The sequence below is a fragment of the Roseovarius mucosus DSM 17069 genome (assembly GCF_000768555.3).
In the GTDB taxonomy this organism is placed as follows: Bacteria; Pseudomonadota; Alphaproteobacteria; order Rhodobacterales; family Rhodobacteraceae; genus Roseovarius; species Roseovarius mucosus.
Genome location: NZ_KN293975.1, coordinates 587,090 through 601,453 on the forward strand (window position 1 = coordinate 587,090; position 14,364 = coordinate 601,453).

Annotated in this window: 11 protein-coding genes; 5 read left to right on the forward strand and 6 right to left on the reverse strand. The window is 63.3% G+C overall.

Features of this window, described 5'->3' with window-relative positions:
* The first annotated feature begins 3 nt into the window (after window positions 1-3).
* Window positions 4-1,122, forward strand: a complete 1,119-nt coding sequence (locus ROSMUC_RS02945; RefSeq protein WP_342748333.1) for a polysaccharide biosynthesis/export family protein — start codon at window positions 4-6, stop codon at window positions 1,120-1,122.
* 87 nt (window positions 1,123-1,209) lie between these two features.
* On the opposite strand, the gene ROSMUC_RS02950 is transcribed toward ROSMUC_RS02945, so the two are convergent.
* From ROSMUC_RS02950 to gyrA, 3 genes are all read right to left on the reverse strand, one after another.
* Complete coding sequence (locus ROSMUC_RS02950) at window positions 1,210-1,560, reverse strand: DUF6614 family protein (protein ID WP_037269327.1); 351 nt, start codon at window positions 1,558-1,560, stop codon at window positions 1,210-1,212.
* Window positions 1,561-1,640: 80 nt separating this feature from the next.
* The gene (locus ROSMUC_RS02955) at window positions 1,641-2,222 is read right to left on the reverse strand and encodes a hypothetical protein (protein WP_037269330.1); all 582 of its coding nucleotides are present in this window, start codon (window positions 2,220-2,222) and stop codon (window positions 1,641-1,643) included.
* Window positions 2,223-2,361: 139 nt separating this feature from the next.
* Complete coding sequence (gyrA, locus tag ROSMUC_RS02960) at window positions 2,362-5,061, reverse strand: DNA gyrase subunit A (RefSeq protein ID WP_037269332.1); 2,700 nt, start codon at window positions 5,059-5,061, stop codon at window positions 2,362-2,364.
* A 221-nt stretch (window positions 5,062-5,282) separates the two neighbouring features.
* Between gyrA and ROSMUC_RS02965 the strand changes: the two genes are divergently transcribed.
* Window positions 5,283-5,552 carry an usg protein gene (locus tag ROSMUC_RS02965; protein WP_037269335.1) on the forward strand — a complete coding sequence of 90 codons (270 nt, stop codon included), beginning with the start codon at window positions 5,283-5,285 and terminating at the stop codon, window positions 5,550-5,552.
* A 42-nt stretch (window positions 5,553-5,594) separates the two neighbouring features.
* Complete coding sequence (locus ROSMUC_RS02970) at window positions 5,595-7,457, forward strand: SLC13 family permease (protein ID WP_245875097.1); 1,863 nt, start codon at window positions 5,595-5,597, stop codon at window positions 7,455-7,457.
* 42 nt (window positions 7,458-7,499) lie between these two features.
* Here the strand turns inward: ROSMUC_RS02970 and ROSMUC_RS02975 are convergent, their stop codons facing one another.
* Both ROSMUC_RS02975 and hemB read right to left on the reverse strand, forming a co-directional pair.
* Entirely contained in the window at window positions 7,500-8,060 is a 561-nt protein-coding gene (locus ROSMUC_RS02975) for a lipid-binding SYLF domain-containing protein (protein ID WP_037269339.1), read from the reverse strand.
* A gap of 130 nt (window positions 8,061-8,190) precedes the next feature.
* Complete coding sequence (gene hemB, locus ROSMUC_RS02980; RefSeq protein ID WP_037269341.1) at window positions 8,191-9,192, reverse strand: porphobilinogen synthase; 1,002 nt, start codon at window positions 9,190-9,192, stop codon at window positions 8,191-8,193.
* A 122-nt stretch (window positions 9,193-9,314) separates the two neighbouring features.
* On the opposite strand from hemB, the gene ROSMUC_RS02985 reads away from it, so the two are divergent.
* Together ROSMUC_RS02985 and mfd are read left to right on the forward strand one after the other, a co-directional pair.
* Entirely contained in the window at window positions 9,315-9,842 is a 528-nt protein-coding gene (locus ROSMUC_RS02985) for a hypothetical protein (RefSeq protein ID WP_037269343.1), read from the forward strand.
* Window positions 9,843-9,879: 37 nt separating this feature from the next.
* Window positions 9,880-13,332, forward strand: a complete 3,453-nt coding sequence (gene mfd, locus ROSMUC_RS02990; protein WP_037269346.1) for a transcription-repair coupling factor — start codon at window positions 9,880-9,882, stop codon at window positions 13,330-13,332.
* 84 nt (window positions 13,333-13,416) lie between these two features.
* Here the strand turns inward: mfd and ROSMUC_RS02995 are convergent, their stop codons facing one another.
* Window positions 13,417-14,310, reverse strand: coding sequence for a fructose bisphosphate aldolase (locus ROSMUC_RS02995; RefSeq protein WP_037269348.1), 894 nt, complete (start codon window positions 14,308-14,310; stop codon window positions 13,417-13,419).
* Window positions 14,311-14,364: the final 54 nt, after the last annotated feature.

A 14,364-nucleotide genomic window follows, 5' to 3' on the forward strand; every position in this document is an offset into this window, starting at 1 on the left:
AGAGTGACGCGCACAATCAGGATTATCCTCGGAATGATGATGTTTGCTGCGGTGGCGGCGTGCAGTCTGCCCCGGGGTGCCGCCCTGCAAAGCGAGGTTCTGGCCGAAAAGGACAACAAGGCACCGACTTTTCAGGTGGTCGAGGTCACGCGCCGCTCGACCCCGGCGCTGGCGCTCTGGCCTGCGTCGGGCTGGAAGGGCAGTTACCATTGGCTGACCGCCAGCCGTGGCCCGGATTCGTCGACCATCCAGACGGGTGACAGGCTCAATGTCATCGTTTGGGACAATCAGGAAAATTCCTTGCTGGCCAGCGAGGCGTCGCGCTCGACCCCTGTCGCGGGACTGACGGTTTCGCCTTCGGGCACGGTGTTCATGCCCTATATCGGTGAGATCAACCTGCGTGGCATGACCGAATCCGAGGCGCGCGCCACGTTGCAGGAGCGGATGCTGGAGATCGCGCCATCGGCGCAGGTGCAGTTGACCGTCGAGCCGGGGCGCAACAATGCCGTCGATGTGGTGGGAGGTGTGGCCGCACCTGGCAACTATCCGCTTGAGTCGCGCAACACGCGCATTCTGAGCGTGTTGGCGAGCGCGGGCGGCATTTCGCCCGCAATGGTCAATCCGCTGGTGATACTGCAGCGGGGCGGGCAGGTGTATGAGACGCGGGCGGAGAGCCTATATGCCGAGCCGGCGCGCAATGCGCTGGTGCGGGGCGGGGATCAGATCGTCGTGACCGAGGATGACCGCACGTTCAACGTGCTGGGGGCCGCGGGCAGCCAGAAGGTGATCGCCTTTGAGGATGAGCAGGTCACGGCGATGGAGGCGGTCTCGATGATGGGCGGCCTGAGTGCTGCGCGCGCCGATCCCAAGGGGCTGTTGGTGCTGCGTGAATATGAGCGGCAGCATATCAACCCCGACAAGCCCGGCCCCGAGATGCGGCAGGTGATTTTCTCGCTGGATTTCACCAATGCGGATGGTCTCTTTGCGGCGCGGCAGTTTCAGATCAATCCGGGCGACACGCTGCTTGCGACCGAATCGCCGGTCACACGCGTGCAGACCATCCTTGGCCTCTTTGGCACGGTGGTGGGCTTTGCCTCGACCGCGAACAACGTCGCGAACTAAGCCGGGCGGCTGAGACAAGCGGGCGGATAGGCGGGGGACGCTGTCCCCCGGACCCCCTGAGGTATTTTTGGCCAGATGATGCAGGGCTCAGATGAGGGACATGCGTTCGGCGCGTTCGGCATCGGGGAAGGGGCGATAGAGCGCAAAGCGCGCCTGCGCGATCTGGGCATGCACCCGGTCATGCAGCACGGTTGTCACCTCGTCCTGCGCGCCGGTCAGTCGAAAGGCGCAGTCAAGCTGGGCCAGATCATCGACCTCGATTTCAAGCAGGAAATCACCATAGGCATCGGCGGCGAGATTGAGTTTGCGCCGCAATAGGCGCCAGCGGCCGATGGTGCCGTAGTGGTGCAGATGCGAGAGCCAGGCATCGAGAGCGGCGGCAAAAGCCAGTGCCTTGGCATCCTGCCTGAGGTCGATCATGCAGCAATAGAGGTTCATCGGCGGGCATCCGGCGCAAGGGGTCACGCGTCCATTTTGCGCCGGAAGAGTTTAGGTTGGGTTAAGCGGCGCGGGCCCGGTCAGATATTCACAAAGATATTGTCGACGGCGTCCTCATCCCGGTCGGCGGGGCGATGCGTGATCGTGGCTGCGGCGAGGGCGCTGCGGATTTCCTGCTGAACGGGGCGTTTTGGTGCCGGTTGCGGCGTGATGCGGCGCGGGCTGATGGCCCTTTGGGCCATGGCGCGGCGCAGGCGGGCGCGGTGGGCCAGCACCGAGGCCCGGCGCAGCGCGCCGGGGCCGAGCGTGAGATAGGTGAGCAACACCGCCGTCGCCAAGGTCAGGTCGCGCCAGAAGGCCGAGAGGCTCTCGGGGGTGACGGCGATGAGGTTTTGCACGAGGCTGGAGCAGAAGACCAAGAGTGCGAGGCTCAGCGCCGCAAGGCGCAGGTGCAGCCCGGCCATCAGGGCCGCGCTTAGGCAAAAGAGCAGCGTCGAGCCGATCAAATCCGCCGCCGCATGGGGCATGAGGGCGGCAAAGAGCGTGGCCGCATCAAGCCCGGAGACGAGATCAAGCGAGAGCGCGAGGAAATACGAACCGATCACGATCCGGATCAGGTTGAGACCGGTTTGGTCCATGCTGGCGCTGGTGGGCTTGGCCATGAGACAATCCGCAGTGAGAGGTGCCGGGAACCGAAGGAGACAAATACAACCATGCCGCGAGGCGACTAGGGTATCATCATGGTAAATCCGGCGAAAATGCGGCCGGAGCGTGATGATACCCTGTCGCGGGGGCGCTGGTTCAGCCTTCGGCGGTCTCGTCCTCTTCGGCCTGCTCGGCGATCCAGGCCACGGAAACCACCTCTTCGCCGGTGCCGGTGTTGAACACCTTGACCCCGCCTGCGCTGCGCGAGCGGAAGGAGATGCCATCGACCGGTACGCGGATCGACTGGCCCTTGGAGGTGGCGAGCATGATCTGGTCTTCGAGTGTGACCGGGAAGGAGGCCACTACGGCACCGCCGCGCATGGATTTGTCCATGGCCTGCACGCCCATGCCACCGCGCCCGCGCACGGGGTAGTCATGGCTGGAGCTGAGTTTGCCGGTGCCGCGCGCGGTGATGGTCAGGATCAGGTTTTCGGCAGCCTGCATTTCCTCGAACCGCTCGGTGCTGAGGGCGGCGTCGGCATTGCCTTCGTCCTCGCCAGTGCCGTCGTCCTCGGCCCCGGCCAGTTGGCGGCGCATCTTGAGATAGGCGGCGCGGTCATCGGCGGAGGCGTCGAAATGGCGGATCACGGACATCGACACCACGCGGTCATCGCCCAAGAGGCGGATGCCGCGCACGCCGGTGGACTTGCGGCCCTTGAACACGCGCACCTCGGTTGTGGGGAAGCGGATGGCGCGACCGGAGTCCGTCACCAGCATCACGTCATCCTCGGGGCCGCAGATGCGCGCATTGACCAATTCCACGCCCTCGGGCAGGTCCATCGCGATCTTGCCGTTGCGCATGACATTGGTGAAATCCGACAGCGCATTGCGCCGCACATCGCCTGCAGAGGTGGCAAAGACGATTTGCAGGTCTTCCCAATCTTCTTCGGGGCGGTCGACGGGCATGATGGCCGCGATGGAGACCCCGGTGGGAATAGGCAGGATGTTGACGATCGCCTTGCCCTTGGACGTGCGGCCGCCGAGTGGCAAGCGCCAAGTCTTGAGCTTGTAAACCATGCCGGAGGTGGTGAAGAACAAAAGCTGCGTGTGGGTATTGGCCACAAAGAGCGTCGTGACGACATCCTCGTCCTTGGTGGCCATGCCCGACAGACCCTTGCCGCCGCGTTTTTGGGCGCGGAAATCGGCCAGGGCCGTGCGTTTGATGTAGCCGCCGCTGGTGACGGTCACGACCATATCCTCGCGCTCAATGAGGTCTTCGTCCTCCATGTCGCCAGACCAATCCACGATCTCGGTGCGGCGGGGGACGGCAAAGAGTTCACGCACTTCGCGCAGCTCGTCGGAAATGATCTGCATGATCCGCTCGCGGCTGGCGAGGATGGCGAGATATTCCTTGATCTTGCCTGCGAGGTCCTGGAGTTCGTCGGTGACTTCCTTGACGCCCAGTTGTGTGAGGCGTTGCAGGCGCAGATCGAGAATGGCGCGGGCCTGAACCTCGGACAGGTTATAGGTGCCGTCCTCGTTGGCGCGGTGGCTGGGGTCGTCGATCAGCGCGATATAGGGCAGGATGTCACCTGCGGGCCAGCGACGTTCCATCAGTTTTTGCCGGGCCTCGGCGGCATCCATGGAGCCACGGATGGTAGCGACCACCTCGTCGACATTGGAGACCGCGACCGCCAGACCGCAGAGCACATGCGCGCGCTCGCGCGCCTTGCGCAGGTCATAGGCGGTGCGGCGCGCGACCACCTCTTCGCGGAAGGTGATGAAGAGCGAGAGGAACCGGTGCAGCGTCAACTGCTCTGGCTTGCCGCCATTGAGGGCCAGCATGTTGCAGCCGAAATAGGTCTGCATCGGGGTAAAGCGATAGAGTTGATTGAGCACCACCTCGGCGGTGGCGTCGCGTTTCAACTCGATCACCACGCGTACGCCGTTGCGGTCGCTCTCGTCCTGCACATGGCTGATACCCTCGATCCGCTTGTCACGGGCGGCCTCGGCGATCTTTTCGATCATCGTGGCCTTGTTCACCTGATAGGGAATCTGGTCGATGACGATGGCAAAGCGGTCCTTGCGGATTTCCTCGACGCGGGTCTTGGCGCGGATGATGACAGAGCCGCGCCCCTCGAGATAGGCCTTGCGCGCGCCGGACCGCCCGAGCATGAGACCGCCGGTGGGGAAATCGGGGCCGGGGATATACTGGATCAGATCCTCGCTCTCGAGATCGGGGTTGTCGATCAGCGCCAGCGTGGCATCGACCACCTCTCCCAGATTGTGCGGCGGGATATTGGTGGCCATGCCGACGGCGATGCCGCCTGCGCCATTGACCAGCATGTTGGGAAAGCGGGCGGGCAGGACGGTGGGCTCGCGGTCCTTGCCGTCGTAGTTGTCCTGGAAATTGACGGTCTCTTTTTCAATATCGGCCAAGAGATAGGCGGCCGGTTTGTCCATGCGCACTTCGGTGTAGCGCATGGCGGCGGCGTTATCGCCATCCATGGAGCCGAAATTGCCCTGACCATCGAGGAGGGGCAGGGACATCGAGAAATCCTGCGCCATACGCACAAGGGCGTCATAGATCGCGGAATCGCCGTGCGGGTGATATTTACCCATCACATCGCCCACTGCACGGGCGGATTTGCGGTAGGGTTTATCGTGGGTATTGCCGCTCTCGTGCATGGCATAGAGGATGCGGCGATGCACGGGTTTGAGGCCGTCGCGCAGATCGGGAATCGCGCGGCTGACGATCACGCTCATGGCGTAATCGAGATAGGAAGTTTTCATCTCATGGGTGATCGAGACGGAGGGGCCGCTGTGGCTGGGCCGCTCTGGCGGGGTTTCATCCATGTTTTCAGGGGGTTGGGGCGTATCGCTCACGTTTGGGACCGTCCTGTGATCATTCTCTATATCTTGTTGAAAGGACTATATCAGAGGCAGGATATAGGGTGCAATGGGGCTGGGGAATTGCCTTTGTCAGCCGGGCAAGCAGAGTGCTAATATACTGTTTTAATTGAAAAGTAATTTATTTCTGGCACCATGATCCTGTCAGGCAGTGACAGGAGAGACACATGCAGATGTCTGAGACGGAAATGATGCTCAAGGGATACGGGCTGACGACGGCGGAATTCTTCTACCGGATGCCCGATTTTCGCAACGTACTGAACAGTTACCTTTGGCAGGATTATGATCTGGCACCGGATCATCCCAAGCTTTTTGGTTTTATCGAATTCTGGCAGCGCGAGCTCGAGGGCCCGCTGCATTCGGTGCGTTTCACCCATCGCAAGCTGATCGCGCCGGGGGAGTGGCGCAATGTGGTGGGCGAATTCACGCTGCATTGAGGGCATATTGACGCCGCGGGCGGTTGAAGCGCCCGCAGGTCCGTGATTTTGTCGTGGGTTCTCGTTTCCGGTCTGGAGGATCGCCCGATGACAGCCCCGCAGATGATGATTCTCGGCGTGCTTGCGCTGACCATGGGTCTGTTTTTGTGGGGGCGGCTGCGCCATGACGTGGTGGCGTTGGCCGCGCTCATGGCCTGCGTCGTGACAGGGCTGGTACCCGCCGCCGAAGCCTTTGCCGGGTTTGGCCATCCGGCAGTGATCACCGTGGCTTGCGTGCTGGTGCTGAGCCAAGGTTTGCAAAATACCGGCGCGGTCGATGCGCTGGCGCGGGCGGTGCTGCCGCGTGAGGCGGGGCGCTTTGTCAGCATGGCGGCGCTCTTGAGTCTTGGGGCGATGTTGTCGGGGTTCATGAACAATGTTGGGGCGATGGCGCTCTTGATGCCGGTGGCGGTGCAACTGGCCCATCGGCTTGAGATGCCGCCGGGGCAGGTTTTGATGCCTTTGGCCTTTGGCACCATTCTGGGGGGCATGACGACGCTGGTCGGCACGCCGCCCAATCTGATTGTCTCGGGCTTTCGCGACGAGGCTGGGCGCGGCGCCTTTGCGATGTTCGATTTTGCGCCGATTGGCGTGACGGTGGCGCTGCTGGGCGTGGTGGCCATTGCCGTGATCGGCTGGCGGTTGGTGCCCAGGCGCAAGGCGGCGGGCGCGTCGGAATTTGATGCAGGGGCCTATATGACCGAGGTGCGGGTGGGCGAGGGCAGCAAGGCCATCGGCCTAACGCTGCGCGCCTTCGAGCGGGAGGTTGAAAGCTCTGATGCGCAGGTGGTGGCGCTGGTGCGCAATGAGGTGCGCCTCTTGGCCCCGCATGGCGGGCGGCGCATTCGCGCAGGTGATGTGCTGGTGCTGGAGGCGGATGTCGAGGCGGTGGCCGAAACGCTGTCGGTGTTCGATTTGACGCTGGAGGAGGCTGTCAAACGCGCCAAGGATGCAGCACCGGAGGAGGAAGAGGCGGAGGACGGCGAGGAGGCCAAGTCGAGAGAAGAGCGCGATACGGTGCTGCGCGAGGTGGCGGTGCTGCCTGCATCGTCGATTGTCGGCTTGTCGGCCAGCGACCTGCACCTGCGCACGCGCTATGGTCTGAACCTCTTGGCGGTGGCAAGGGCCGGGCAGGCCCCGCGGGCGCGATTGCGCTCGGTCAAGCTGCGCTCGGGTGATCTGCTCTTGATGCAAGGACCGGCGGAGTCGCTGTCGGATTTCATGCATGACACGGGCTGTGTGCCGCTGGGCGCGCGCGATTTGCGCCTGCCAAGCCGTCGGATGGCGATCACGGCGGCGGCGATCATGGGCATGGCGATCCTGTTGGTCACGTTTGGGGTGCTGCCAGCGGCGGCGAGCTTTGCTTTGGCGGTGCTGGCCTCGATGTTGTTTCGCACGGTGCCTCCGCGAGAGGTCTACACGGCGATTGACTGGCCGGTGATCGTTCTTTTGGCCGCGCTCATTCCCGTGGCTGGGGCGATGCAGGCCACGGGTGCAGCCGGGGTTCTGGCGGAGTTTCTGGTGGCAGAGGTGGCGCGAGGGCAGGCGGTGGCGGCGCTGGCGGTGATCCTGATCACCACGATGTTTCTGTCGGATGTGATGAACAACGCCGCGACTGCCGCCGTGATGTGCCCCATCGCGCTGAGCATTGCGGGCACGCTGGGCGTCAGCCCGGACAGTTTTCTGATGGCGGTGGCCATTGGCGCGTCTTGTGCGTTTCTCACACCCATCGGGCATCAGAACAACACGCTTATTCTCGGGCCGGGCGGGTTTCGCTTTGGCGATTACTGGCGGCTCGGATTGCCGCTGGAAGTGCTGGTGGTGGCGGTCAGCCTGCCGCTCTTGCTGATCGTCTGGCCGCTCTGACGCCGCAGCGCCCTAGGGCGTGCGGCGTCGCGATAGAGGGTATCAGGGGATGATACGGGTATATTTCATGCCTTCGAGCGAGACGCCCGCCAAGGCCCCGGCCTGACCGAAGATCACAGCGATAACCGGGCTGGAGGAGGTGGTCGTGTCGGCGCGAAGGTTCTCGCCCCGGTCATTGAACACATATTCGACATCGGCACCGGCCGCCCAACCGGAGGAGCGGCGGAATTTCTCAAGCGCATCGGGGGTCATGAAAAAGAGCACATGCGCGAATTGCTGCGCGCCGATCTGAAGGCCGACGCTGCCCTTGGTGGCGGAATAGTAATCGACCGTGACATTGTTGATGCGCAGCGCGCCGCGGCCAAAGCCGCCGCCGACGAGAAAGCCTGCCTCGGTCACGACCGGCATGATGAGCATGCCGTTGGATTTAGCCGCAAGATCGCGCGTGTTGGGATAGCGGGAATACATCTGGTTCAGCGTGGCATCGACACGGGCGTCGATGGTGGCCGCGCCGGAACTGCCCACGCCATTGCCGCAGGCCGCAAGGAGCGGCGTGCCAGCCATAAGGCCGAGGGTAAAGGTGCGTCTGGTCAGAATGCTCATGGGATTGCCTGTCTGTTGCCTCGTATGGGGCCGGTCTTTTGTCTCATACCGGTCTGACACTCAGTATAGGGGCAAGCAACGCTGGTGTCACCATGGATTGCGGTCATGCGCGGGATACTGCGCGCGAGCGCTACCCTCTGGAAAAGAGCCGCGCCACTTCGGGCGCGAAATAGGTCAGCACCCCGTCACAACCGGCGCGTTTAAAGCACATCAGGCTTTCCAGCATGGCGCGCTCGCCGTCAATCCAGCCGTTTTGCGCGGCGGCCATGATCATCGCGTATTCGCCCGAGACCTGATAGGCAAAGGTGGGTGCACCAAAGGTTTCCTTGGCCCGCCGGCAGATGTCGAGATAAGGCATCCCCGGCTTGACCATCACCATATCGGCCCCCTCGCTGAGGTCACGCTCGATCAGGCGCAGGGCCTCGTCGGTGTTGGCGGGGTTCATCTGATAGGTTTTCTTGTCGCCCTTGAGCGCGTTTGCCGCGCCCACCGCATCGCGGAACGGGCCGTAGAAGGCAGAGGCGTATTTGGCGGCATAGGACATGATCATCACATTGGGATAGCCGTTCGCCTCGAGCGCTGCGCGGATCGCGCCCACGCGCCCGTCCATCATGTCGGACGGGCCGATGATGTCGACGCCCGCCTCAGCCTGAGACAGCGCCTGTTTCACCAGAGCCTCGACCGTGGCGTCATTGACGATCTCGCCCTCCACGACAAAGCCGTCGTGGCCGGTGTCGGAATAGGGATCGAGTGCGACATCGGTCATCACGGTGATGCCGGGCACGGCGGCCTTGATCGCGCGGGTGGCGCGGTTGCTGAGGTTCTCTGGATTCCACGCCTCGGCGCAATCGGCGGTGCGGTTCTCGGACGAGGTATAGGGAAAGAGGCAAATGGCCGGGATGCCCAGATCGGCGGCCTCTTGGGCGGCGGCGACCACGCGGTCGATGGAGCGGCGCATGACACCGGGCATGGAGGGCACCGGTTCCTCGATCCCGTCGCCGTCGCGCACGAAAAGCGGCCAGATCAGATCGCCCGCTGTCAGCGTATTCTCGGCCACGAGGGCGCGGATGCTGGGGGTTGCGCGGGTGCGGCGCAGGCGGGTGGCGGGAAAGGCGGCTTGGGTCGGGCGCATGGGCGGTCTTTCTGGCTGGATCAACCCTGACTGAGTGGCATGGAAATTCGCGCATCTCAAGGGTAGGAATTGCCGCGCACCGGCGCTAAGAGAGGCGACGATGCGGCAAGAGGGGCGCGGATTTGGACTTGTACGACACGGTTTTCGAGTTGATCGACATGCGGTCATTCAGCAACCTCTGGTTCTGGATCGCCTTGGCGGTCACATGGTCCTCGGCAAGTCATTGGGTGATGGGTGTGCCATGGGACATGGCCATTCGTGCCCGCAAGGGCCGCAGCGCGCAGGCGATGACGGATTTCGAGGATATGGTGCGGATCAATATCAACCGCTTGCTCTATCTGGTACAGGAATCCGGGTTGTTGATGGCGGGGATCACGGCGTTCATTCTGACCACGCTCGTGTTGCTGGGTTTCGTTTATCACAACGAATTCGCTCAGGCGTTGTTCTTGCTCGGATTTCCGCTTTTGCTGGTCGGGGGCTTGTCCGTGCGGATGGCGCAGCGCATCGCGGTGCAGGGGTGGACAGGGGCCGCGTTGATCAAGCGGTTGCAGACCCATCGCCTGATTATTCAGGTGATTGGCATGGTGTCGATTTTCGTGACCGCCATGTGGGGCATGTATCAGAACATGAACGCCAATATTCTGGGATGACACGCGCCACTGACCGGGCGCAAGACGCAGGAAGATCATGACCAAGGCGCAGCATATCACCGTGGGCGGCGCGCCCGAAGGCTTTGACGCCACGCTCATTCTGGCCGAAGTGGCCAAGACCGGCGCGCCGGTTCTGCATATCGCGCGGGATGACAAGCGGCTGGTGGCGATGCAGGCGGCGTTGCGGTTCTTTGCGCCGGACATGCCGGTGATGACTTTTCCGGGGTGGGATTGCCTGCCCTATGATCGCGTGTCGCCCAATGCCGAAATCAGCGCGACGCGGATGGCGACGCTGGCGGGGTTGGCGCATGGCGGTCCGTCGCAATTCGTCCTTCTGACCACGCTCAATGCCGCCACGCAGCGCGTGCCTGAGCGCGCAGTGCTGCGCGGTGCGGCCTTTGTCGCCGCGGTGGGCGAGCGGGTCGACGAAAAGGCGTTGCGCGAGTTTCTGGTGCGGATGGGGTTCACGCAGGCCCCCACGGTGACTGAGCCGGGGGACTATGCGCTGCGCGGCGGGATCATCGACATTTACCCGCCGGGCGAGGGGGGGCCGGTGCGGCTTGACCTCTTTGGTGATGTGCTGGACGGGGTGCGTCGGTTTGATCCGGGCACGCAGCGCACCACGGAAAAGCTGGACCGGGTGGAGTTGGCCCCGGTGTCTGAGGTCATTCTGGACGAAGAGGCGATCCGCCGCTTTCGCCAGAATTACCGGATCGAATTTGGCGCGGCGGGCACCGATGATCCGCTCTACGAGGCGGTGAGTGCCGGGCGCAAACATGCTGGGGTCGAACATTGGTTGCCGTTCTTTCACGAGCGGCTGGAGGGTCTCTTTGATTATCTGCCCGGCGCCACCATCACGCTCGATGAGCAGGTGACGCCGCAGCGCTTGGCGCGTTGGGACAGTATCGCGGATCAATACGAGACCCGGCATCTGGCGCTGAGCCAGAAATCGCGGGGCGATACGGTCTACAAGCCGGTGGCGCCCGGTCTGCTCTATTTCGACGATGCCGCGTGGACGGCGGCGGTGGCGAACCGGCGCGTGTTGCAATTCGCGGCGCTGCCGCAGGCGACCGGGCCGGGGGTGATCGACGCGGGCGGGCGTATCGGGCGCAATTTCGCGCCGGAACGCCAGCAGGAAAACATAAATCTCTTCAGTGCGTTGAAGGATCATATTCAGGCAAAGCTTGAGAAGTCCCCGGTGCTGGTGGCCTCCTATTCCACGGGCGCGCGCGAGCGGCTTGAGGGGCTGTTGGAAGATGAGGGGCTGATCGGCGCGGTCGGGGTCAGCAGCGCCAAGGGCATCGGCAAGCATGGGCTGCATCTGGCGGTTTGGCCGCTCGAGAGCGGGTTTGAGGCGCCGGGGCTGACAGTGATTTCCGAACAGGATGTGCTGGGTGAGCGGTTGATCCGCGCGCCGCGACGGCGGCGGGCCGAGAATTTCCTGACCGAGGCGCAGAGCCTCAGCATCGGCGATCTGGTGGTGCATGTGGATCACGGCATCGGGCGGTATCTGGGACTGGAGGTGGTCACAGCCGCAGGCGCGGCGCATGAATGCCTCGTGCTGGAATATGCCGAAAGCTCCAAGCTCTATCTGCCGGTTGAGAATATCGAGCTTTTGTCGAAATACGGGCACGAAGAGGGGCTGCTTGACCGGCTGGGCGGCGGCGCCTGGCAGGCCAAGAAGGCGCGGCTGAAAGAGCGTATCCGCGAGATGGCGGATCGTCTGATCCGGGTGGCGGCCGAGCGCGCGTTGCGCAGCGCGCCCGTCATAGAGCCGGAACATCACGCCTGGGAGGCGTTTGCCGCGCGGTTCCCCTATCAGGAGACCGACGATCAGTTGCACGCGATCGAGGATGTGCTCAACGATCTGGGGTCCGGCGCGCCGATGGATCGGCTGATCTGTGGCGATGTCGGTTTTGGCAAGACCGAGGTGGCAATGCGCGCGGCCTTTGTCGCCGCGATGTCCGGGCTACAGGTGGCGGTGATTGCGCCGACGACGCTCTTGGCGCGGCAGCATTATCAGGAATTCGCGTCGCGGTTCCGCGGCTTTCCCGTCAATGTGCGGCCCCTGTCGCGCTTTGTTTCCACGGGCGAGGCGGCCAAGACCCGCGATGCCATGGCGCGCGGCGAGGCGGATATTGTCGTGGGCACCCATGCCCTCTTGGCCAAGGGCATACGGTTCAAGAACCTCGGTCTCTTGATCATCGACGAGGAACAGCGCTTTGGCGTGGCGCATAAGGAGCGGTTGAAACAATTGCGCTCTGATGTGCATGTGCTGACGCTGACCGCGACACCGATTCCGCGCACGCTGCAACTGTCGCTGTCGGGGGTGCGCGATCTGTCGATCATCAGCACGCCGCCCGTGGACCGTTTATCGATCCGCACCTATGTGAGCGAATTCGATAGTGTCACCGTACGCGAGGCGCTCTTGCGCGAGCATTATCGCGGCGGGCAGTCGTTCTATGTGGTGCCGCGCATCAGCGATCTGCCCGAGATCGAGGATTTCCTGAAAACACAGGTGCCGGAAGTGACCTATGTCATCGCCCATGGGCAGATGGCAGCGGGGGACCTCGACGAGCGGATGAATGCGTTCTACGACGGCAAATACGACGTGCTGCTGGCGACGACGATCGTCGAGTCGGGCCTCGATATTCCCACGGCCAATACGATGATCATTCACCGGGCCGATATGTTTGGCCTCAGCCAGCTTTATCAGATCCGGGGGCGGGTCGGGCGCTCGAAAACGCGCGCCTATGCCTACCTCACCACCAAGCCGCGCGTGCCGCTGACGCCGGGGGCGGAAAAGCGGCTTCGGGTGCTGGGCAGTCTCGACACATTGGGGGCGGGGTTCACGCTGGCCTCACAGGATCTCGATATTCGCGGGGCGGGCAATCTGCTGGGCGAGGAACAGTCCGGGCAGATGCGCGATGTGGGTTACGAGCTCTATCAATCCATGCTGGAAGAGGCGATTGCCAAGATCAAATCGGGCCAGATGGAGGGGTTGTCGGAGGGCGACGAGCAGTGGGCGCCGCAGATCAATCTGGGCGTGCCGGTGCTGATCCCCGAGGATTATGTGCCCGATCTCGATGTGCGTCTGGGGCTCTACCGCCGCCTGAGCGGGTTGGAGACCAAGGTGGAGCTGGAAGGCTTTGCCGCCGAGTTGATCGACCGTTTTGGCAAGCTGCCGCGCGAAGTGAACATGCTGATGCTGGTGGTGCGGATCAAGGCGATGTGCAAACGCGCGGGCATTGCCAAGCTCGATGGCGGGCCGAAAGGGGCCACGATCCAGTTTCACAACGACAAATTCGCCTCGCCGCAGGGTTTGGTGGAGTTCATCAATGACGAGCGGGGATTGGCCAAGGTGCGCGACAACAAGATCGTGGTGCGCCGCGACTGGAAAGGCGAGAGCGACCGGATCAAGGGGGCCTTTGGCATCGCCCGCGATCTGGCGGAGAAGGTCGTGGCCGAGGCCAAGCGCGCGAAGGGGTGAGGGCGGGGTGGGGGCGCTGCCCCCGTCCCGGATTTCATCCGGGACTCCCCCGAGGTATTTTGGGCCAGATGAAGCTGCGGGCGATCAGCCCGCGATGGAGGCCCGGTAGATGTCGTCGATGGATTTCGCGATGGTGGCGTTGAAGTCGGCATCCGATTGCTGCGCCGAGAGACCTTCGGTCAGGGCGCGGCTGAAGCTGGCGATGACGCCGCGATTTTGGGCCAGACGCGCGTTGGCCTCATCCCGGCTATAGCCGCCCGAGAGCGCCACGACGCGCAGCACGCGGGGGTGGTTGACGAGGCTCTCGTAGAGGTTAGGGGATTCGGGCAGGGTGAGTTTGAGCATCACCTCTTGATCGGCCGGCAGCGCGTCAAGCTGCGCGAGGATGGCGGCGCGCAGGATCTCTTCTGCTTCGGCCTTGTCCTGGATCGAAATGGTCACTTCGGGCTCGATGATCGGCACAAGGCCATGACCGAGGATCTGCTGTCCCACGTCGAATTGCTGGGCCACGACGGCCTCGATGCCCGCAGGGTTGGCGGCGTCGATCACCGAGCGCATCTTGGTGCCGAAAATCCCCGCCTTGACCGCGCGCTCCAAGAGCGGATCGAGATCGGGCATGGGTTTCATCAGCTTGACGCCATCGGTATCCGTGGCAAGGCCCTTGTCGACCTTGAGAAAGGGGACCACGCCGCGTTCTTGCCAGAGGAAGGCGGGCGAAGGTTTGCCGCCGATGTCGCGGTCCATGGTCATCTCGAACAGGATCGCGCCCAGAACCTTGTCGCCGGTGAATTCCGGTGCCTGCGCGATGCGCGCGCGCATGGCGTGCACCAGATCGAACATTTCCGCCTCGGAGCCATAGGCGCTTTCTTCAATCCCGTAGAGGCGCAGCGCCTTGGGGGTGGAGCCGCCCGACTGGTCGAGGGCGGCGATAAAGCCTTGGCCCGCGCGGAGTTTGTTGGCCTGTTCGGTCTTGCTCATATGGAACACCCCTGAAGCATTAAATGGTCTCGCGCCCTCTTAGGCGAGGGGCGC

Coding starts and splice junctions, on each gene's coding strand:
- ROSMUC_RS02950 (WP_037269327.1), bottom strand. CDS start 1,560: ATGAACCTCTATTGCTGCATGATCGACCTCAGGCAGGATGCCAAGGCA.
- ROSMUC_RS02955 (WP_037269330.1), bottom strand. CDS start 2,222: ATGGCCAAGCCCACCAGCGCCAGCATGGACCAAACCGGTCTCAACCTG.
- gyrA (WP_037269332.1), bottom strand. CDS start 5,061: ATGGATGAAACCCCGCCAGAGCGGCCCAGCCACAGCGGCCCCTCCGTC.
- ROSMUC_RS02965 (WP_037269335.1), top strand. CDS start 5,283: ATGCAGATGTCTGAGACGGAAATGATGCTCAAGGGATACGGGCTGACG.
- ROSMUC_RS02975 (WP_037269339.1), bottom strand. CDS start 8,060: ATGAGCATTCTGACCAGACGCACCTTTACCCTCGGCCTTATGGCTGGC.
- hemB (WP_037269341.1), bottom strand. CDS start 9,192: ATGCGCCCGACCCAAGCCGCCTTTCCCGCCACCCGCCTGCGCCGCACC.
- mfd (WP_037269346.1), top strand. CDS start 9,880: ATGACCAAGGCGCAGCATATCACCGTGGGCGGCGCGCCCGAAGGCTTT.
- ROSMUC_RS02995 (WP_037269348.1), bottom strand. CDS start 14,310: ATGAGCAAGACCGAACAGGCCAACAAACTCCGCGCGGGCCAAGGCTTT.